The organism is Streptomyces sp. NBC_00285, assembly GCF_036174265.1.
Classification (GTDB): domain Bacteria; phylum Actinomycetota; class Actinomycetes; order Streptomycetales; family Streptomycetaceae; genus Streptomyces.
In genome coordinates this window covers 4,405,557-4,425,258 of sequence record NZ_CP108055.1, presented here as the reverse complement: position 1 = coordinate 4,425,258, position 19,702 = coordinate 4,405,557, and the positions used below count along the sequence as shown (strand labels likewise).

Annotated in this window: 11 protein-coding genes and 1 other RNA gene; 10 read left to right on the top strand and 2 right to left on the bottom strand. The window is 71.5% G+C overall.

Features of this window, described 5'->3' with window-relative positions; all coding sequences use genetic code 11:
- Nucleotides 1–165: 165 nt before the first annotated feature.
- A complete protein-coding gene (locus OHT57_RS20390; RefSeq protein ID WP_328753259.1) occupies nt 166–4,317 on the bottom strand; it encodes an FHA domain-containing protein in 4,152 nt (1,383 codons plus the stop codon).
- Nucleotides 4,318–4,648: 331 nt separating this feature from the next.
- On the opposite strand from OHT57_RS20390, the gene OHT57_RS20385 reads away from it, so the two are divergent.
- The 4 genes from OHT57_RS20385 (at nt 4,649) to OHT57_RS20370 (ending at nt 9,856) form a co-directional block, all read left to right on the top strand.
- Nucleotides 4,649–6,379: a serine/threonine-protein kinase gene (locus tag OHT57_RS20385; protein ID WP_328747891.1), complete on the top strand. Its 1,731-nt coding sequence runs from the start codon at nt 4,649–4,651 to the stop codon at nt 6,377–6,379.
- Nucleotides 6,380–6,484: 105 nt separating this feature from the next.
- Nucleotides 6,485–7,756 (top strand): serine/threonine-protein kinase, encoded by a 1,272-nt coding sequence (locus tag OHT57_RS20380; RefSeq protein ID WP_328747890.1) that lies wholly within the window; start codon nt 6,485–6,487, stop codon nt 7,754–7,756.
- A 75-nt stretch (nt 7,757–7,831) separates the two neighbouring features.
- Nucleotides 7,832–8,938: a peptide chain release factor 2 gene (gene prfB / locus OHT57_RS20375; RefSeq protein ID WP_328747889.1), complete on the top strand. Its 1,107-nt coding sequence runs from the start codon at nt 7,832–7,834 to the stop codon at nt 8,936–8,938.
- 291 nt (nt 8,939–9,229) lie between these two features.
- The gene (locus tag OHT57_RS20370; protein ID WP_328747888.1) at nt 9,230–9,856 is read left to right on the top strand and encodes a hypothetical protein; all 627 of its coding nucleotides are present in this window, start codon (nt 9,230–9,232) and stop codon (nt 9,854–9,856) included.
- A gap of 106 nt (nt 9,857–9,962) precedes the next feature.
- On the opposite strand, the gene OHT57_RS20365 is transcribed toward OHT57_RS20370, so the two are convergent.
- Complete coding sequence (locus tag OHT57_RS20365; RefSeq protein ID WP_328747887.1) at nt 9,963–10,154, bottom strand: hypothetical protein; 192 nt, start codon at nt 10,152–10,154, stop codon at nt 9,963–9,965.
- 236 nt (nt 10,155–10,390) lie between these two features.
- Between OHT57_RS20365 and ftsE the strand changes: the two genes are divergently transcribed.
- From ftsE to OHT57_RS20335, 6 genes are all read left to right on the top strand, one after another.
- Nucleotides 10,391–11,080, top strand: a complete 690-nt coding sequence (gene ftsE / locus OHT57_RS20360) for a cell division ATP-binding protein FtsE (protein ID WP_164433344.1) — start codon at nt 10,391–10,393, stop codon at nt 11,078–11,080.
- Between the two features lie 42 nt (nt 11,081–11,122).
- A complete protein-coding gene (ftsX, locus tag OHT57_RS20355; RefSeq protein ID WP_328747886.1) occupies nt 11,123–12,040 on the top strand; it encodes a permease-like cell division protein FtsX in 918 nt (305 codons plus the stop codon).
- A gap of 68 nt (nt 12,041–12,108) precedes the next feature.
- Entirely contained in the window at nt 12,109–13,284 is a 1,176-nt protein-coding gene (locus OHT57_RS20350; RefSeq protein ID WP_328747885.1) for a S41 family peptidase, read from the top strand.
- Between the two features lie 145 nt (nt 13,285–13,429).
- Nucleotides 13,430–13,972, top strand: a complete 543-nt coding sequence (gene smpB / locus OHT57_RS20345; RefSeq protein WP_328753258.1) for an SsrA-binding protein SmpB — start codon at nt 13,430–13,432, stop codon at nt 13,970–13,972.
- Between the two features lie 136 nt (nt 13,973–14,108).
- Nucleotides 14,109–14,495, top strand: a transfer-messenger RNA (tmRNA) gene (ssrA, locus tag OHT57_RS20340).
- Between the two features lie 289 nt (nt 14,496–14,784).
- Nucleotides 14,785–19,695, top strand: coding sequence for a ricin-type beta-trefoil lectin domain protein (locus OHT57_RS20335; protein ID WP_328747884.1), 4,911 nt, complete (start codon nt 14,785–14,787; stop codon nt 19,693–19,695).
- Nucleotides 19,696–19,702 lie beyond the last annotated feature (7 nt).

Below are 19,702 nucleotides of genomic sequence, written 5' to 3'. Positions count from 1 at the left end.
TCCTCGTTCCTCGTCGAACGTTGAGGGTGTCCCGTGCGAACTGGTCTACGCCGGGAGAACGGGGTCGGCAAGTGCGCGTCCGCTGTCAAGCAGGAGATCGTTGCTGCCTCGTGACCAGTGCGGGGGCGTTGTGGCGCGCGACTTGGGAGGTACTGCCGATTTCGGCTAGAGCAGTGACGGCACCTCTGTCGCTGCGACTTCCCTCGCCGCCCGTTCCAATGCGCTGGCGAGCAGTGCAAGATCCGTCGGGCCGTTGCCCAGCTCCCGGACCGGGCGGCGCGCCGGGGGGTCCCCCATGCGTTCCCACTCCAGGGGGACGACCGTGGGGCGCAGGGTCGCTGTACGGGGGATACGGCCCGTGACCCGGCCCGCCTGGAAGGCGGTGACCCGGCCGTCGGACGAGGTCAGACGGCCGCGACCTGGGGACGGTTCGTCCGGGCCCGTGGCCGGGGAGTCCAGGGTGACGCGGAGCGTGGCCCGGCGGGCCGGTTCCGACTCCGCCGTACGGCCGTCCGGGCCCGTCGCGGCCACCAGGTGGACGCCCAGACGCTCACCCTCGCGGGCCACCGCCTCCAGTGCGCGTATGACCGAGCCCGCGGCCGGCCTGCCGGGGGAACCGAGGGGCGGCGACACCAGGGCGTCCAGGTCGTCCACGACCACCACCAGGCGGGGTAGCGGGGGTGCCGCCTCCGTCTGCCGGCGGGCCGCCGCCGGACGCAGCCGGATCGTCGAGGTGGGTGGGGAGTCGAGGTCACCGGTGGCCGGGTCGCCGAAGGTGCGCGTGGAGCCGGCCGTGCCAGGGGACGCCGAGCGCTGGGCGACCAGCCGGCCCGACAGCTCCCGGCCGGTGTGCCACTCCGCGAAGTCGGAGCGGCCCAGCAGCTCCGCGCGCCGCTTCAGCTCGGCGCTCAGGGACTGGGCGAACTCCCGCATGCGGACCGGGTCGTTGGCGGTGAGGTGGGTGGTCACATGCGGCAGGTCCGTGCACACGCGCAGGCCCTCGCCGTGGCCGCCGGCCGCGCCCACGCTGTCCCGGCCGTCGACCAGGACGACACTGAGGCGGTCCGGGCGCTCGGCCGCCGCCAGCGAGGCGACGACAGCTCGCAGCAGTTCCGTACGGCCGCTGCCCGCGGGGCCCTCGATCAGCAGATGCGGGCCCTCGGCCACCAGGTCGGCGCAGACCGGGCCGCGCGGGCCGGCCCCGAGCACAGCCCAGGCACGCCCGCCCAGCGACTCCGGGTCGTCGGCCGCGTCCGCCCAGCGCGTCATCAGCGACGGCGGGGTGGCCCTGGCCAGCCCCAACTCGTCCAGCAGCCGCGCCGCGCGGGGCAACGGCGACGACACGCGCGCGTGCCGCCCGTCGGCGGCCCCGTCCGTGCGCAACGGCGCGAGTGCCCGCGCGAACCGCTCGGCCCAGGCCGCGGAGACGGCGTCCACGGCGGCCACCGTGCCGTGGCCGACGGGAGTGGGGGCGGGGTGCCCGGCGTCGGCGGTGTTGCGGGACACGTCGGCGGGGGAGGCGGCCGCCGTGGGGCGGGGCACGGTGTGGGTGGTCTCCGAACCGGAAGGCCGGGGGCGGGGGCGGGGGCGCGATGCCTCCGTGTCCGGTCCGCCGCCGTACGCCTCCGCGTCCTCGCTCGCACTCGTGGACCCGCCGTCACCGGCGCCCGTGTTCGCGGGAACTCCCGCCCGTGCCACCCGCATCAGCCGCAGTGCCGTCGCCACGTCCCCGCTGAGCAGGCCGACCGCACCGCACTCGCGAAACGTCGGGGCCGCCGCACACGCCGCTTCGTATGTGTCCGTCACGGGGGATGCCGGTGAGGCCGGGGCGGTCTCGGCCAGGCACACGACGTGGATGCCGGCCAGGGGACCCTCCGCCGCCAGCCGTGCCACCGCCTTGCGCAGGTCCGCGCCACCGGGGTCGCCGTCCACGACGACCACGGTGTACGGCCCCGGGAAACCGCCGCTCTTCACGTCCTCGGCCTCTTCCCGGGCCCAGGAGGGGCGACGGGCGGCGTCCCTTTGGAGGTGGTCCTGCGTGGCGGCGGTGCGGGCCGCCGGGATCGTCCTGCGGGCCGGTGCGGACTCCGCGTCGGTCAGGTGGTCGTCCAGGCGCCGGAGGAGTTCGTCGGTGCGGGCCGCGGCCTGTTCGCGGTCGTGGGCCAGGAGGAGACGGCAGTCCTGGCCGTGGCCCGGACGGACATGCGGGAGCCAGCCCAGCCAGGACCACTCGGCGGTGCGTTCCTGCGCGGGGCGGGAGCGGTCCGCGCTGATCAGGACGATCTCCAGGGTCTCGGGCGCGTGCAGGGCGGCGAGTTGGGCCACCACCGCGCGGGCCAGCCCCGCCAGACGCGCGCGGGGACCGGCGAGACCCAGCGCCCCGGCCTCGCGCAGATCCGCGGTGACCGGAACGGCCGGCAACAGGCCCGTCCCGTCGGGTGCCGCGCGGTCGGCGGTGCCGAGCCGCACGGTGAGCGCCTCGGGGTGCCCCGGTCCGCGCTCCCACAGGCGTGCGCCCGGACCCAGCGCTGTCAGCAGCAGAGCCGCGGGGTCCGGCCAGGCCTCGGGCATCTGGGCCGTGGTGGTCGGCGGAGCCGGGGCCGGGGGCGCCGGCTTCTCGTCGTCGACCTCGCGCTCGGCAGCCTCCTGCTCGCCCCGTCCCCCGGTCAGCCGCCGCGCCCACGCGGACAGCCCTCCGCGTCGCCGCACACCCTGCGGTACGTCGGTTCCGCGCAGGGGAGTGCCTTTGCGGCGGCCGGTTCCGGGGGCGTCCGGGGCTCCGGCGTCGGGAGCGGAGGGCGGGTCCTGGTGGGCCACGGACGGCGAAGGCGTGGCAGGTGTGCGGGGTGCATCGAAGGAGCCGATCCCGGACCGGCCGCCGTGTGTGTCCCCGACAGGGCCAGTGCCGCGCCCGCGGTCCGGACGTCCGTCGCCGGTGGCCGTCCCGTTCGCACCGCGCCCGCTTTCGCCGACGTCAGCGGCTACTCCGGTCGCGCCCCGGTTCTCGATCCGGGGCGCACCGCCCTGCCCCGGTACGACGACCGGCGATCCGACGGGACGGTGTCCCTGTTCTCCCGCGATCCCGGGATCCCCACCGGACGCGCCCCAGCCGGCCGAGCCGTACGTGTGGTGAGTCCGGTCGGCGGGCGGCGGGGGCGGCACGACGCCGCCGTCACGGGCCCCACGCACGCGTGCCGAGCCGGAGCCCGGGGTCGTCCCGGCATCGGAGGCGGATCCGGTGCCCGGGCTCGATCCGGAGCCTGAGGCAGCCCCCGCTCCTGCGGCCCACCCGGCTCCCGATCCCGATCCGGCATACCTGGCCGACCCGGTTCCCGAGCCCGACCCGTTGCCCGACACCGCGCCCGAACCCGACCGGGCGCTTGAGTCCGATCCGGAGCCTGAGGTCGCCCCGGCTCCCGGTCCCGCCCCGGCATCCCCGGCCGACCCCGACCCCGACCCGGAGGTCGACGCCGACGTGGTCCGGCCACCGGCCCCGGTTCCTCCCGAAGCGCCTCCCGACACCCTGCGTCCCCGGCCCGCGCCCGGCGCGTAGCGGGCCTCGCCGCTCTCCCCCGTGCTTCCCCGCGCCGCGCGCCCCTGTTCCTGTCCGTCTCGCTCGGTTTCCCGGGCGTCGCCGGGAGCCACCCGCACGTGCCCCTCGCCGTCCGGTTCCGTCCCCAGCCGGGAGCCCCCGCTCGGCGCCAGCCGGAGTACCGACTCGCCGATCCTCAGGAGTGCCCCCGGAGGGAACCGCACCGGGCGGGTGCCCACGCGGGTGCCGTCCAGGAGCGTGCCGTTGGTGGAGGTGAGGTCGGCCACCGAGACGCGGCCGTCGCCGGCGACCGTGACCGCGCAGTGCAGGCGGGAGACGTCGGGGTCGTCCAGCGGGACGTCGGCGTCGGCGGAGCGGCCGATGTGGATCTGGCCGCCGTGCAGCAGGTGGACGCCGCCGGCGTCGGGGCCGGCGACCACATGGAGCTGGGTCGGGGCGTCGTCGAGCTCGGGGTGGGGTTCGGGGGCCGCGGGGGCGCCCAGGGACAGCACGGCACCGTCGACCAGCGGGGGCTCGCCCAGAGTGGCGCGCTGGGTGTCGAGGCGCTCGCCGTCCGCGTACAGCACGACCGGGCCTCCGCCGCGCTCGGCCTCGCTCGCGCGGGAGGTGTTCCCGTCCCCCGGGACCGCCGAGGCGAGTGCCGCCGCCACCGCGGCCAGCGCTGTGCCGACGGGAGCCGTGACCAGCACGTCGCAGCTCGTGGCGCGGCTCCGGGCGCGGTCGGGCGGGCCCAGCGGGTCTACGACGGTCAGCCGGATCTGCATCGCCGTCAGCGGTCCCTTCTGCGCGGACAAGTTCGCGGACAAGCACGCGCCCAAGTTCGTCGGCCTTGACGGAAAGCATCCTCGCACCTGCCACTGACAACGCGCCCGTCACCCGAGGGCAAGTGATCTTGATTGGTCAGCTCTGCCCCTAAAAGTGCCTGACCAGTGCCGCGCCGATGATCACTTGAGATCGGTCACGTCAACGCCCGGCAACCGGGAGACCGGACGGAGCGTCTTCCCTTCGAACGTGCCGGGCAACACATACGTAGTGCCTTGGGAGAGCGGCACTACAGTGGATCGGAACGACAGCAAGCAGCAGGGAGTGCATGACGTGCGGCCGGTAGGCAGCAAGTACTTCCTCGAGGAGCCGCTCGGACGCGGTGCCACGGGGACCGTCTGGCGAGCACGCCAGCGGGAGACCGCGGGCGCCGAGGCCGCTGTGGCCGGGCAGCCCGGCGAGACCGTGGCGATCAAGGTCCTCAAGGAGGAGCTCGCCAGCGACCCGGACATCGTGATGCGGTTTCTTCGCGAGCGTTCGGTCCTCCTGCGGCTGACCCACCCGAACATCGTGCGGGTGCGCGACCTGGTCGTCGAAGGTGATCTGCTCGCGCTGGTCATGGACCTCGTCGAGGGCCCGGACCTGCACCGCTACCTGCGGGAGAACGGCCCCTTCAGCCCCGTCGGCGCCGCCCTGCTCACCGCCCAGATCGCCGACGCCCTCGCCGCCAGCCACGCGGACGGTGTGGTCCACCGCGACCTCAAGCCCGCCAACGTGCTGCTGCGGCAGTACGGCGGCCAGATGCACCCCCTCCTGACCGACTTCGGCATTGCGCGTCTCGCGGACTCCCCGGGCCTGACCCGGACCCACGAGTTCGTCGGCACGCCCGCGTACGTCGCTCCCGAGTCCGCCGAGGGCCGCCCGCAGACCTCCGCGGTGGACATCTACGGCGCCGGCATCCTGCTGTACGAACTCGTCACGGGCCGTCCGCCGTTCTCCGGCGGCTCCGCCCTGGAGGTGCTCCACCAGCACCTGAGTGCCGAGCCGCGCCGCCCCTCCACGGTTCCCGACCCGCTGTGGACGGTCATCGAGCGCTGTCTGAGCAAGAACCCGGACCGGCGGCCCAGCGCCGACAACCTCGCGCGCGGGCTGCGTGTCGTCGCCGAGGGCGTCAGCGTGCACGCGAACTCCGCGCAGATCGCCGCGGCGGAGAACGTCGGCGCGCTGCTCCTGCCCGACCCGGCCCCGGCAGCCGTCCCGGGTGTGCCCGGCGCCGCCGACCCGACACAGGTGCTGCCGCACGGCGCGGGCGGCTTCGACCCGAACGCCGCGACCAGCTTCCTCCCGCACACCGGCCCCGGGAACGCGGGCGCCGCCGACCCCACCGCCGTACTCCCGACGAACCGGGGCGCCGCCGACCCGACCGCCGTCATGCCTCCGGTGCCGCCCGGACAGCCGGGACAGTACGGGCAGCAAGGACCGTACGGACAACAGGGACAGCAGGGGCAGCAGCCCGGTGGGCCCGAGGATCCGCACCCCTGGCAGAACCAGCTGCGCGCGGCCCGGGACCGTAACGAACAGACGCAGGTCCAGTACCTCGACCCGAGCGAGGATCCGCTGCGCCGCCGCCCCCAGCGGCAGGCGCCCCGGCCGCAGCAGCGGCCCCAACAGCAGCAGCCTCAGCAGCAACGGCCTCAGCAGCGCCCCCCGCAGGGCGGTCGCGGCCGTCAGCCGCAGCAACAGCCCCAGCAGTACGCCCCGCAGCCGCAACAGCAGCCGCAGCGGTACGCGCCCCCGCCACAGGCCGAGCGGCCCGCGCGGGAGCCCAGGCAGCCGCGGCAGCGCAGCGCCAACCCGATGAAGATCCCGGGTCTGGGCTGTCTCAAGGGCTGTCTGTTCACGATCGTCATCCTGTTCGTGGCGAGCTGGCTGATCTGGGAGCTGAGCCCGCTCCAGGAGTGGATCGGTACAGGAAAGAGCTACTGGCAGCAGCTCGGCGACATCATCGACACGGTGAGCGGATGGATCGGCGATCTGAGCGGTAACTCCTCAGGTCAGCAGTAAGTCTGGAGATTTGTCGACACCCAGCGGGTGATTTCCGTCTCCGCGGTGAAGGTTGGCTCTTCCGGCGCGTAGTTTTAGCGACAACACGCGTCCGTAGGAGCAGTTTTGGCACGGAAGATCGGTAGCCGGTACACCGCCAACCAGATCCTGGGGCGGGGCAGCGCCGGCACGGTGTGGCTGGGCGAGGGACCCGAGGGGCCCGTCGCCGTCAAGCTGCTGCGCGAGGATCTCGCGTCCGACCAGGAACTCGTCGGCCGCTTCGTGCAGGAGCGCACGGCGCTGCTCGGTCTCGAGCATCCGCACGTGGTCTCCGTACGCGACCTCGTGGTCGACGGCAACGACCTCGCGCTCGTCATGGACCTGGTCCGGGGGACCGACCTGCGCACCCGGCTCGACCGTGAGAAGCGGCTCGCGCCCGAGGCGGCGGCGGCGATCGTGGCCGACGTCGCGGACGGGCTGGCCGCCGCGCACGCGGCCGGGGTCGTGCACCGGGACGTGAAGCCGGAGAACATCCTGCTGGACATGCAGGGGCCGCTGGGGCCCGGGGGCTCGCACCCGGCGCTGCTGACCGACTTCGGCGTGGCGAAGCTCATCGACTCGCCGCGAAGGACCCGGGCCACGAAGATCATCGGTACGCCGGACTATCTGGCGCCGGAGATCGTCGAGGGCCTGCCGCCGCGCGCGTCCGTGGACATCTACGCCCTCGCGACCGTCCTGTACGAGCTGCTGGCCGGGTTCACGCCGTTCGGGGGCGGCCATCCGGGAGCGGTGCTGCGAAGGCATGTGACGGAGACGGTGGTTCCGCTTCCGGGGATCCCCGATGAGCTGTGGCAGCTGATGGTGCAGTGCCTGGCGAAGGCGCCGGCCTCCCGGCTGCGGGCGTCCGAGCTGGGAGCGCGGTTGCGGGAGCTGCAGCCGCTGCTGGTCGGGATGCCGCCGTTGGACGTGGACGAACCGGACGCGGAGCTGGAGGAAGGGCAGGACGGGGAGGACACGGCGGACACCGCACCGGGCCCGGGTTCGGCCGAGGGGGCCGGGTCCTCCGGGCGCCCGGTGCGGCGGGGAGCCGTGCCGTTGGTGCCGGGAGCGAAGCCCGCCGACTCCAACCGGGACACGCACACGTCGATGAGGGTGCCGGGACCGGACGAACTGGCCGGGGGTGCGCGCGGGACGGCCCGGGTGCCGAGGCCCGCCGGGGCGCCCCGGCCGGGATCAGCCCGGCACCGGGCGACCACACGGCGGCGCAGGCTGGCCGTCGGGGCCGCCGCCCTGGTGCTGGTGGCCGCTGCGGGGGCCGGGGTGTGGGCGGCCACGTCCGGGGACGACGCGGGGGCGTCGCCGCAGGACACGAAGAACTCGGCGCCGGCTGCGCCGTGAGCGGGCCGGGGCGGCAGCCCCGGTGACGGTGGAGGCCGGACGTGGTCGGTTGCCACAGCCGTTAGGCTGGAGGGCGTGGCAGTCGTCGATGTATCCGAAGAGCTCAAGTCCCTCTCCTCGACCATGGAGTCGATCGAGGCCGTTCTGGACCTCGACAAGCTGAGGGCAGACATCGCCGTGCTCGAGGAGCAGGCGGCCGCGCCGTCCCTGTGGGACAACCCGGACGAGGCGCAGAAGATCACCAGCAAGCTGTCCCACCTCCAGGCCGAGGTCCGGAAGGCGGACGCGCTGCGCGGCCGGATCGATGATCTCTCCGTGCTGTTCGAGATGGCCCAGGAGGAGGACGACCCGGACACCCTCGCGGAGGCCGAGTCCGAGCTCGTCTCCGTCAGGAAGGCACTGGACGAACTGGAAGTCCGGACACTGCTCAGCGGTGAGTACGACTCCCGCGAAGCGCTGGTCAACATCCGTGCCGAGGCCGGTGGCGTCGACGCCGCCGACTTCGCCGAGAAGCTCCAGCGGATGTACCTGCGGTGGGCGGAGCAGAAGGGCTACAAGACCGAGGTCTACGAGACCTCGTACGCCGAAGAGGCCGGCATCAAGTCGACCACCTTCGCCGTGCAGATCCCGTACGCCTACGGCACCCTCTCCGTCGAGCAGGGCACGCACCGGCTGGTGCGCATCTCGCCCTTCGACAACCAGGGGCGCCGCCAGACCTCCTTCGCCGGTGTCGAGATCCTGCCCGTGGTCGAGAAGACCGACCACATCGAGATCGACGAGTCCGAGCTGCGGGTGGACGTCTACCGCTCCTCCGGGCCCGGCGGCCAGGGCGTGAACACCACCGACTCCGCGGTGCGCCTCACCCACCTGCCCACCGGCATCGTCGTCTCCTGCCAGAACGAGCGGTCGCAGATCCAGAACAAGGCGTCCGCGATGAACGTCCTGCAGGCCAAGCTGCTCGACCGGCGCCGCCAGGAGGAGCAGGCCAAGATGGACGCCCTCAAGGGCGACGGCGGCAACTCCTGGGGCAACCAGATGCGTTCGTACGTCCTGCACCCGTACCAGATGGTCAAGGACCTGCGTACCGAGTTCGAGGTCGGCAACCCCGAGGCCGTCTTCAACGGTGAGATCGACGGCTTCCTGGAGGCCGGGATTCGCTGGCGCAAGCAGCAGGAGAAGTAACTTTGTCGACTTGACAATGTCCCGCAACTGCCGCCCACCGGGCGGCAGTTTGCTTTATGTCTGGGTTTTACATCACACTCACAGACCGCTTTCCCCGGCAAAGACCGCTTACCTGGACATCGCACGCGCAACGGCCTTGACGATGCTTTGAAAAATGGGAAAGGTAAAGCGTGGCATGCGTATCTCTGGGGCGCATGTGAACCGGGGGACTTGAAGACAGCTACCTTCCCCCGTCGATCACGGCCCCGAGCGCCGCCTCATTGACGATGAGCTACTGGGGGTAGCAACCACATGACGAAGAAGACGCGCATCCGGATCGCGCGCATAGCCGCCGGTGCCGTAATCGCGGCCGGCGCCTCGCTGACCGCTGCCGGCGCCGCATCCGCGCTGGAGATCGGCGTGAACGTGGGCGACAGCGGTGTCGCCGTGAACGTCGACACCGGCCTCGGCGACGACCCGACCGACCCGTCCACCGACATCCCGACGGATCCTTCCACGGACCTGCCGACCGACCCGTCGACAGATCTGCCCACGGACCCGTCGACGGACCTCCCGACCGACCCGGTCACGCCGCCGGTCACCGACGACCCGACCGAGCCCACCGACGAACCCACCGAACCCACCGACGACCCGACCGCCGACCCGACCGACAGCTCGGGCACCGGTAACGGCACCGGCGGCAACAACGCCGACCCCGACGGTGGCTCGGACACCTCCGCCCAGGAGGAGGGCTCCTCGGCCCTCACCGACACCGGCACGGACACCGCCGCCCAGGGCACGGGTGGCGCGCAGCTCGCCGAGACCGGCGCCGCGCAGACCACCTTCCTGGTCATCGGTGCCGCGACGATGATCGCCGGTGGCATCGGCTTCCGCATCCTGCCGCGCCTCGCGAGCGGCCGCGGTGGCGCTGCCGCCTGAAGGTGACTCCCGGTAGCCGCATATCAGCCTGATGTGCGCATGCTGTACGGCGAAGGGCCCCGGAGCGAAGTCGCTCCGGGGCCCTTCGTATGTCCTTGGGCCGCCGTCAGGCGGTCTGGTGCGCCAGCAGTGCCAGGGCCGCGATCAGAATCGCGAGCAGCGCGATGAGAGCCATCGGGTTCAGGCCCGCGAAGGGATTTTCCTGCTGCAGCCGCTCACGGTTCGCCCGGCACACGTGGCACCGGCCCTCACTCACGGGCGAAGCGCAGTTTGCGCACACCAGGCGGTCGTACGTCATGCGCGTCACCCTTCTTGCCGACGGTTCCGTACACCAGAACGCTCAGGGGTAGCAGAACGTTCCCTTCTCCACTGTGCCAGGTTCCTCCGGGCGCTGCCTGTGCACTTGAAGAGTGTGGGCTTCCAGGTGGGCACAAAACCGCCCATCCGATGCGCAACCCCAACCCGTGCCTGCGCCGCCGCACCCGATTCGCGTATGGTCACGCTCATCTACCCCCGGCCTACCGTGGTGCATCCGTGATCCGATTCGACAACGTATCCAAGGTCTACCCCAAGCAGACCCGCCCCGCACTCAGGGATGTGTCCCTGGAAGTGGAGAAGGGCGAGTTCGTGTTCCTCGTGGGGTCCTCCGGCTCCGGAAAGTCCACCTTCCTGCGGCTGGTGCTTCGCGAGGAGCGCACCAGCCAGGGGCAGGTGCACGTTCTGGGCAAGGACCTCGCGCGCCTGTCCAACTGGAAGGTGCCGCAGATGCGCCGCCAGCTGGGGACGGTGTTCCAGGACTTCCGGCTGCTGCCGAACAAGACCGTCGCCGAGAACGTCGCCTTCGCGCAGGAGGTCATCGGCAAGTCGCGCGGCGAGATCCGCAAGTCCGTGCCGCAGGTGCTCGACCTCGTCGGGCTCGGCGGCAAGGAGGACCGGATGCCGGGCGAGCTGTCCGGCGGTGAGCAGCAGCGCGTGGCCATCGCGCGGGCCTTCGTGAACCGGCCCAAGCTGCTGATCGCGGACGAGCCCACCGGCAACCTCGACCCGCAGACCTCCGTCGGCATCATGAAGCTGCTCGACCGGATCAACCGGACGGGCACGACCGTGCTGATGGCGACGCACGACCAGAACATCGTGGACCAGATGCGCAAGCGCGTCATCGAGCTGGAGCAGGGCCGCCTCGTCCGTGACCAGGCACGTGGTGTCTACGGCTACCAGCACTGACCGCCGTTCGTCGAGTCCACGGAAAGGCCTGAAGAAGACGCCATGCGCGCCCAGTTCGTACTCTCCGAGATCGGTGTCGGTCTCCGTCGCAACCTGACGATGACGTTCGCCGTCATCGTCTCCGTCGCCCTGTCGCTCGCCCTGTTCGGCGGGTCGCTCCTGATGAGCGACCAGGTCGGCGCCATGAAGGGCTACTGGTACGACAAGGTCAACGTCTCGATCTTCCTCTGCAACAAGAGCGACGCCGAGTCGGACCCCAACTGCGCCAAGGGCGCGGTCACCGAGGACCAGGAGAAGGACATCCTCTCCGACCTCAAGAAGATGTCGGTCGTCGAGACGGTCATCCACGAGTCCCAGGACCAGGCGTACAAGCACTACAAGGAGCAGTTCGGCGACTCCCCGCTGGCGGCCTCCCTCACGCCGGACCAGATGCAGGAGTCGTACCGGATCAAGCTGAAGGACCCGGAGAAGTACCAGGTCATCGCGACCGCCTTCAACGGGCGTGACGGGGTGCAGTCCGTGCAGGACCAGAAGGGCATCCTGGACAACCTCTTCGAGCTGCTGAACCTGATGAACCGGGCCGCGCTCGGTGTCATGGCGCTCATGCTGATCGTCGCCCTGCTGCTGATCGTCAACACGGTGCGCGTCTCGGCGTTCAGCCGTCGGCGGGAGACCGGGATCATGCGGCTCGTGGGCGCGTCCGGGTTCTACATCCAGGCACCGTTCATCATGGAGGCCGCCGTCGCCGGTGCGATCGGCGGCGGGCTCGCCTGTGTCTTCCTGGTCGTCGGCCGGTACTTCACCATCGACCACGGCATGGCCCTGTCCACGAAGCTCAACCTGATCAACTTCCTGGGCTGGGACGCCGTACTGACGAAGCTGCCGCTCATCCTCGCCGCGAGCGTGCTGATGCCCGCGTTGGCCGCGTTCTTCGCGCTGCGCAAGTACCTGAAGGTGTGACACACGCCAAGAGGGCCGTACGGTCAACCAGCCGTGCGGCCCTCTTGCGTTGTCCTAGACTCACCGGCATGTCGGGACGAGACCTGTTCTGTCAGCCCCGCCGCATCCGCCGCGGGGCGGCCCTGACATTGGTGTTCGCGAGCGTCCTGGTCGCCGGCGCGGCGACCGGCTCCTTCCCCGAGACCGACCGCGGCGACCGGAAATCCTCCCCGGACCTGGCCCGTTCGGCCGCTTCCGTCGCGGATCGTCACGAGGACGTGGCCGCGGCGGCCGAGGCGGCCATGGCCGACGGCAAGTCCCCGATGGAGGCCGCCGAGCGTGCCGTCAGCCGCAGCGGGGACCGCTGGGGGGCCGTCTACTCCCGTGGCGAGTACGAGGAGTTCGAGGAGGCCCTCGACGGCGAGTACACCGGCGTCGGCCTGTGGGCACGGCGCGAGCGGGACGGCCGTATCGAAGTGACCAAGGTGAGCTCCCGGTCGCCCGCGGCGGCCGCCGGGATCCGCAAGGGCGACCGGCTGCGCAGCGTCGACGGGGAGAAGGTCGACGGGCAGCCGGTCACCGACGTGGTCTCCTTACTGCGCGGTGACGCCACGGACGCGGCGGCCGGTACGGCGGTCCGGCTCGGCCTGCAACGCGGCACACACGCGTGGACGCAGACCGTGCGGCGCGCTCGGCTGTCCACGGACTCGGTCACCGTTCGAGAGCTCGCCGGCGGGATCACCGTCATCAGGATCGGCTCGTTCACCAAGGGCGTCGGGGACCAGGTCCGTGACGCCGTGCGTCAGGCTCCGGCCGGCGGCGGGGTCGTCCTCGACCTGCGCGGGAACTCCGGCGGTCTGGTCACCGAGGCCGTCACCACCGCGTCCGCCTTCCTCGACGGGGGGCTGGTCGCGACGTACGACGTCGAAGGGGAGCAGCAGGCGCTGCACGCCGAGCCGGGCGGGGACACGACCAGGGCGTTGGTCGCTCTCGTCGACGGCGGGACGATGAGCGCGGCGGAGCTTCTCACCGGGGCGCTGCAGGACCGTGGGCGCGCGGTGGTCGTGGGGTCCAGGACCTTCGGCAAGGGGTCGGTGCAGATGCCCAGCCGGCTGCCGGACGGGTCGGTCGCCGAGCTGACCGTGGGGCACTACCGGACTCCGTCGGGGCGAGGTGTCGACGGGCGGGGCATCACCCCGGACCTGGAGGCCGACACGGGAGCTCTTCAGCAGGCGGAGACGGTGCTCGGAGGGCTGGGCGACTGAGAGGTCGCGGCGGCGCGGGGGAGCGGCATCCCGGCACCCTGCCCCTGTCCCTGTCCCTGTAGAGGCCTACCGACCGCCCCGCCGATAAGCACTGGTCTCCAGGCCCCCTCGTAGTGCGAAAATGGTCAGCACTATGAGCAAGGGAATGTACGTACCGAAGGAGTCCCAGCCGAAGCAGGCCGGCGGGGGCGGCAAGGCCGAGGACGGGCAGAAGGGCGGCAAGCGGAAGCTGGTCGCCCAGAACAAGAAGGCCCGGCACGACTACGCGATCGTCGACACCTACGAGGCCGGACTCGTCCTCACCGGGACCGAGGTCAAGTCGCTGCGTGAGGGGCGGACCTCGCTGACCGACGGCTTCGTCCAGATCGACCAGGGCGAGGCGTGGCTGCACAACGCCCACATCCCGGAGTACCACCAGGGCAGTTGGACCAACCACTCCGCCCGCCGCAAGCGCAAGCTGCTGCTGCACCGGGAGGAGATCGACAAGCTGGAGTCGAAGCTCCAGGAGACGGGCCACACGATCGTGCCGCTCGCCCTGTACTTCCTCAACGGCCGGGCCAAGGCCGAGATCGCCCTCGCGCGAGGCAAGAAGGAGTACGACAAGCGGCAGACGCTGCGGGAGCAGCAGGACCGGCGGGAGTCGGACCGGGCCATCGCGGCGGCCAAGAGGAAGCAGCGGGGCCAGTAGGCGTCCGTAGGGCGAGGCCGGCCGAGGGTCGCCGGGAATTCGGTGGCATCGGCGGGCGTGGGTCACGTACGATGGTGTCAACACCGGCCGCGACCGGTGGGTGATTGGCTGTACATAACTCAATAGCGGAAAACATGGGGATGATCGGTTTCGACAGCGGCTGTTGAAGCAGGTGAAGCGTGTCGAGGAAGCGGCAATGATCTCGTTAACCATATGTCGCAACCAATAATCGCCAATTCCAAGAGCGATTCCCGCGCCTTCGCCCTCGCTGCCTAATAAGCAGTGAGTGAAGGCCCTTACGGGTGTCAGCCCGGGAGTGTTCCCGACCCGGACCCTGGCATAATCTAGGGAACTAAACCATCGAGCCCGGTCACGGGGTTCGATGGGAAATCAAACAGTGACTGGGCCCGTCGGCGACTTGTTCGCGTGATCGCCGGGGCCGAGAAAATCACAGCGAACTGCACACGGAGAAGCCCTGATTCTGCACCGTTGGACGCGGGTTCGATTCCCGCCATCTCCACTCGCCTCTTCCGATCTTCCAGAGGCAACCCCATGTTTGTGTGGCAACACACTGGCAAAGGCCCCGTCGCTTCGAGTGACGGGGCCTTCGTCATGCCCTGCCCCGAACTGCACGAGCTGCCCGGACACCACGGGCTTCACATGTTTCCCACATGTAACCCAGAACACTCTTGTCCTGCACCCGACAGGTATGTCTAAGGTAAACGCCGCGCCGGGGGGAGCCGACCACTCCGACTCAGAGCGCGTTCACGGCGGCCGGGGGAACACCGCCGCCACGGGGAGGACAGACCAACATGCCGAGATATCGGCTCTTCACGCGTGCCCGCACGCGATCCAGACTTTTGACGCCGTTGCTGACATCCGCGGTCGCCGTTGCCCTGCTCGGCTCAGTGGCCGTACAGCCGGACCTGATCAGCCGGTACGCGGCAGACGACATGGCTGCCGTGGCCGACACCGGAGACAGCTACGACGGCTTCGACGCCAAGGCGGCCGAGCAGCTCCGACAGGACCAGTGCCTGCTCGCCGAGTCCCTGCGGACGGGGGGTCAGGCCATGTCCGGCGTCGCGCAGGACGGGCTGAACCAGACGCCGGACAAGCTGCACACCGCGGCGAACCGGGAGTACTGGAACACCACTCCGCTGTCGACGGCGTTCCAGCAGGACGCGGACGCCGCCGAAAAAGAAGGCCACGCGCTCTACGACCACATCGGGGACTTCGGGATTTCCGGGCTGCCCACCCCCGGCGGCTTCAAGTCGGTCACCGACTTCGAATGGCCGCCGGGCGTGGGCGGCGACGACCGCCCGAACTTCTTCCAGCAGACCGGCATCGCCAAGTGGATCTGGGAGCAGTTCTGGAAGGACGAGGGAGACTTCTACCGCGACCTGACCCCGGGGGCCGACGCCGCCACCGTCAAGGCGGTCAAGGACCTCGGCGAACCGCTCTACGGCAAGACCCCCGACCCCTCGATGCCCACCGAGCAGCGCCGGCAGGCCTATGCCGAACACGAGGCATACGACCAGCTCGTGAACTGGTCCATGGAGCCGGTGGCCGCCGACAACGCCCGGCTCTTCCTGGCGTACGGCGGTTTTCCGCGCACCGCGCCCGAGCCGGGCAGCGTCGAATTCCGCATCGCGGTCGAGGATCTGAAGACCCGGTTCGCCTCCTGCGCCTGGCGCACCCCGGTCGACCCGAACAGGGTGCTCGGCAGGGAGGTCGCCGCCGCGTCCGCCGAGTGGCAGCAGGAGATCGCCGCGCAGGCGGCTCCGCGCAACCAGGTCCTGACCGCCAACAAGAACGCCACCAAGGCCCTCGCCGCCGGTTCCAAGGCGCTCGGCGAGATGCTCGGGCTCTCCTGGCGCGCCGACCACCTGGTCCGCTGGCAGGACTACTGGTCGGCCGGCGGACCCGGCTGGATCGGTGACAGCCCGTTCGTCGTGCACGCCCACGGGGCGAGCGACAAGTGCCTCGACGTGGCAGGCGGCAAGAAGGACAACGGCACGCCCGTGCAGATCTACACCTGCAACGGCAGCGTCGGGCAGAAGTGGCAGATCTCCGGCGACCGCCTGTCCAATCCCAACTCGGGCAAGTGCCTGACCGTCAAGGGCGGAGCGAGCGCCAACGGCACGGCCGTGCAGATCTCCACCTGCGGCACCGGGGCTTCGCAGAAGTGGGAGTACGGCACGCACGGCACCTCGCGGTTGTACAACCCGGGCACCGGCAACTGTCTCGACCTCGCCGACTACACCAACAGCCGCGACGGCCGGATGTGGGACTGCACCGGCAAGGCCCCGCAGCAGTTCGACGTCGTCCCGTCCGGGCACCAGGGCACCGACAGCCTCGACTACCCGACCAAGGCCCAGTTCGACAAGGCGGCCAAGGGCGTGACGGACGCCCAGACCGCGGCGAAGAAGCAGCTCGACCTGCTCAAGGCCCAGGCCACGGCGGCGAAGACGGCCGCCACCACGTCGGACACCGCGCTGACGGCGGCGTACGGCATCGCCGACGAGGCGGGTGCGCCGCGCGGCCGAGGTCTGCTCGTCGGGCAGCAGAAGGCGCAGGTCACCAAGGCGTCGGCCGCCGCGCTGGACGCTCTGGCGAAGGCCGGTGACACCGCTTACGCGGCCACCCGCGCGGCCGCCGGGGACAGCGCCACCATCACCGCCCGCGCGCTGACGCAGGCCGCGCAGTCCAAGGCCGCCTTCCGTACCGCGGCGGCGAACGAGGCCCGGGCCCAGGCGAAGGCCGCCGCCGACGCGGCCGCCGTACAGGCGCAGACCGCCAAGGCCGCCCGCGACCTCGCCAAGGCCAAGCTCGCCGAGACGCAGAAGGCCGAGGCCGACGCGAAGGCCGCGGCCGCCGACGCGCACGCCAAGCGGCTCGCGGCGGAGGCCGAGGCGGCGACGGCGAAGGCGGAGAAGGAGACCGCCGCCGCCAAGCAGGCCGAGGCGGCGCAGCACAACGAGAACGCGCAGGGGTACGCGAAGACCGCCCAGGAGGCCAAGGGCCGGGCGGAGAACGCCGAGTCCACGGCCCGCGCCAAGCGGCAGGACGCCGAGGGCGCCCGGGACCGGGCCAAGGGCAAGCGGGACGACGCGTGGGACGCCGAGAGCAAGGCGAACGCCGCCCGTGCCAAGGCCGATGCCAAGGACGCCTACGCCGAGGCCCATGATTCGGCGTCCGACGCCAAGGAGTCCCGGGCCGCCGCCGACGAGGCGGACAAGGCAGCGGGCGACGCAGAGTCCGCCGCGGGTTCGGCCCGCTCCGAGGCGGACGCGGCGACCCAGGCCGCGGCCGACGCGGACGCCGCCGCCACGCGCGCGGAGGCCGCCGCCACGCGGGCCCGCTCCGACGCGGACGCGGCCCAGGCCGCCAAGCTGCGGGCCGACGCGGCCGTCCGTACGGCGACCAGCGCCGCCGCCGACGCGATCAAGGCGTCCGAGGCCTCCGCCTCCGCCGCCCGGACCGCGGTCAAGCTGGCCGACGAGGCCGAGAAGCACGCCGCCGACGCAATGAAGCAGGCGGACGCGGCGAAGGCCGAGGCCGCCAAGGCGGTCGCGGGCGCGGCCGATGCCGCCGGGCACGCCTACACCACCGCACAGGCGGCGGAGGACGCCGGCAACGCTGCACAGCAGGTGGCGGCTCCGGCGAACGACGCGATCCAGATGGGCGCGCCGTACGTCACCACCGACTCGGCGGCCGGCCTTGTCGTCCTGAGCGGGCAGGCGTCGAAGACGATCGCCGAGCAGCAGCAGGCGGTCGCCGAGGCGCACGCCGTCAACGCCCAGAAGAACGCGGCCCAGGCGGCGAGTCTCGCCGCCGCGGCGACGGGTGACGCGAAGGCGGCGTACACGCTGGCCGCGGAGGCCGCCGGTTTCGCGGCCGACGCCCGCAGGTCGGCGAAGGAGGCGCTGGGTTACGCCGCCGAGGCCGCCCAGTACGCGGCGGACGCGCAGGCATCCCTGGCCCGTGCCAAGGAGTACGACCGCCAGGCCACCGTGGACGCGGCCGCCGCCGACCAGGCCGCCGACCGCGCCGAGAGCTACGCGGTCGACGCACGCTCCTCCGCCGACCAGGCCGCCCTGGACGCCGAGGCCGCCCGCACGGCGGCCGCCGAGGCCGAACAGTCCGCGAAGGACGCCCGTGCGGCGGCCGACCGGGCGGACGCGGAGGCCACCGCGGCGGAGCAGGCGGCGAAGGACGCGCAGAAGTACGCCGAGTCGGCGCAGCAGGCTGCCGACCAGGCCGCGCGCAACGACGCCAACAGCCAGGTGCAGGCGGGTGCCGGCACCGGGCTCGGCGGGGTGTTCTCCGTCATCGACGACATCAAGCAGCGGGGCGACCCGCAGCGGCTGCCGGACGACTGCTCGCGCCTTCCCTGCGACCTGGTGTACGAGGTGCACTTCGACGCGACCGTCAGCTACTACCTGTGTCTGGACCCGGAGGTGCCGGCCACCGAGTCCGGCTGCCCCGCGGCGGACACGCAGTTCCTGAAGACGAAGACGTTCACGGATCTGAGCAAGAAGGTCAAGATCTCCTCGTGGGAGGCGACCAAGGACCTGTGGAAGGGGCTCTTCGACTCGATCATCGGTGACTTCGTCGGCTGCTATCACAAGATCACCACGGCCGACGACGGCGGCAGCTACGGCGACTGCGCCTGGGCCGCCACCTGGCTGCCGCTGGGCGGCCCGATCGCGAGGGTCACCGAGGCGATCCGTGCGGTGGACGCCGCGATGCGCACCGGCATCGGGGTCTCCGACGCCCTGAAGGCGCTGCGGGTCCTGGACGTGGACGCCCGCGCGCTGGCCGCGATCGAGCGCAGCGCACGGACGTACGAGGAAGCGCGCACGGCCTGCATCCGCAACAGCTTCCCCGGTGACACCCAGGTGGTCCTCGCCGACGGCAGCCGCAAGGACATCCGTGACGTGCGGTTCGGCGACCGGCTCCTGGCCACCGACCCCGACACCGGAAGCACCCGGGGCGAGCCGGTCACCCGGACCTTCTCGCACCCCTCCGCCGACCTGCTGGACATCACACTGGCGTCCGGCGGCGACCTGACCAGCACCTCGGGGCACAAGTTCTTCGTCATCGGCCGGGGTTGGACCCTCGCGTCCGACCTGCGTCCCGGCGACAGCCTGCGCACCCCCGGCGCGAGCCCGCGCACGGTGGCCGCGGTGCTCGACCGCGACGCCTCGGCACCGCAGACCGTGTACGACCTGACCGTCGCCGGACTGCACACGTTCTACGCGGTGGCGGGCAGCACCCCGGTCCTGGTGCACAACTGCAGCGACCTCATCCTGGACGAGGCGAGCTTCCCCGAGCAGGCGCACACCCTCAAGGACCACGTGCGCCCCAACCAGGCGGACGCGGAGGCCATCGCTCACGACAAGACGGTCAAGAACGGCTATGACACACCGAACAGCGTGTTCATCGACCAGCAGACCGCACAGCAGGTCGTCGACTACGCCCTGGCCAACAACGCGAACAAGATCCGCAAGTGGATGGCTGAGAACAAGACGAACGAGCTGACCTGGTCGGGTACCTTCGGGCGGAACAACTCCCTCGGCACGGTCTACTACGACAACGGCCGAGCCGCTCCGAAGGCCACGGGCAACGGCTTCTTCATCAAGCTCGTGCGGGCGCCCAAGGTGGAGGGCCAGGCGAAACACCCGCTGGGCTACTACGTGCAGACCTGCTATCCGAAGTAAGGAGGGT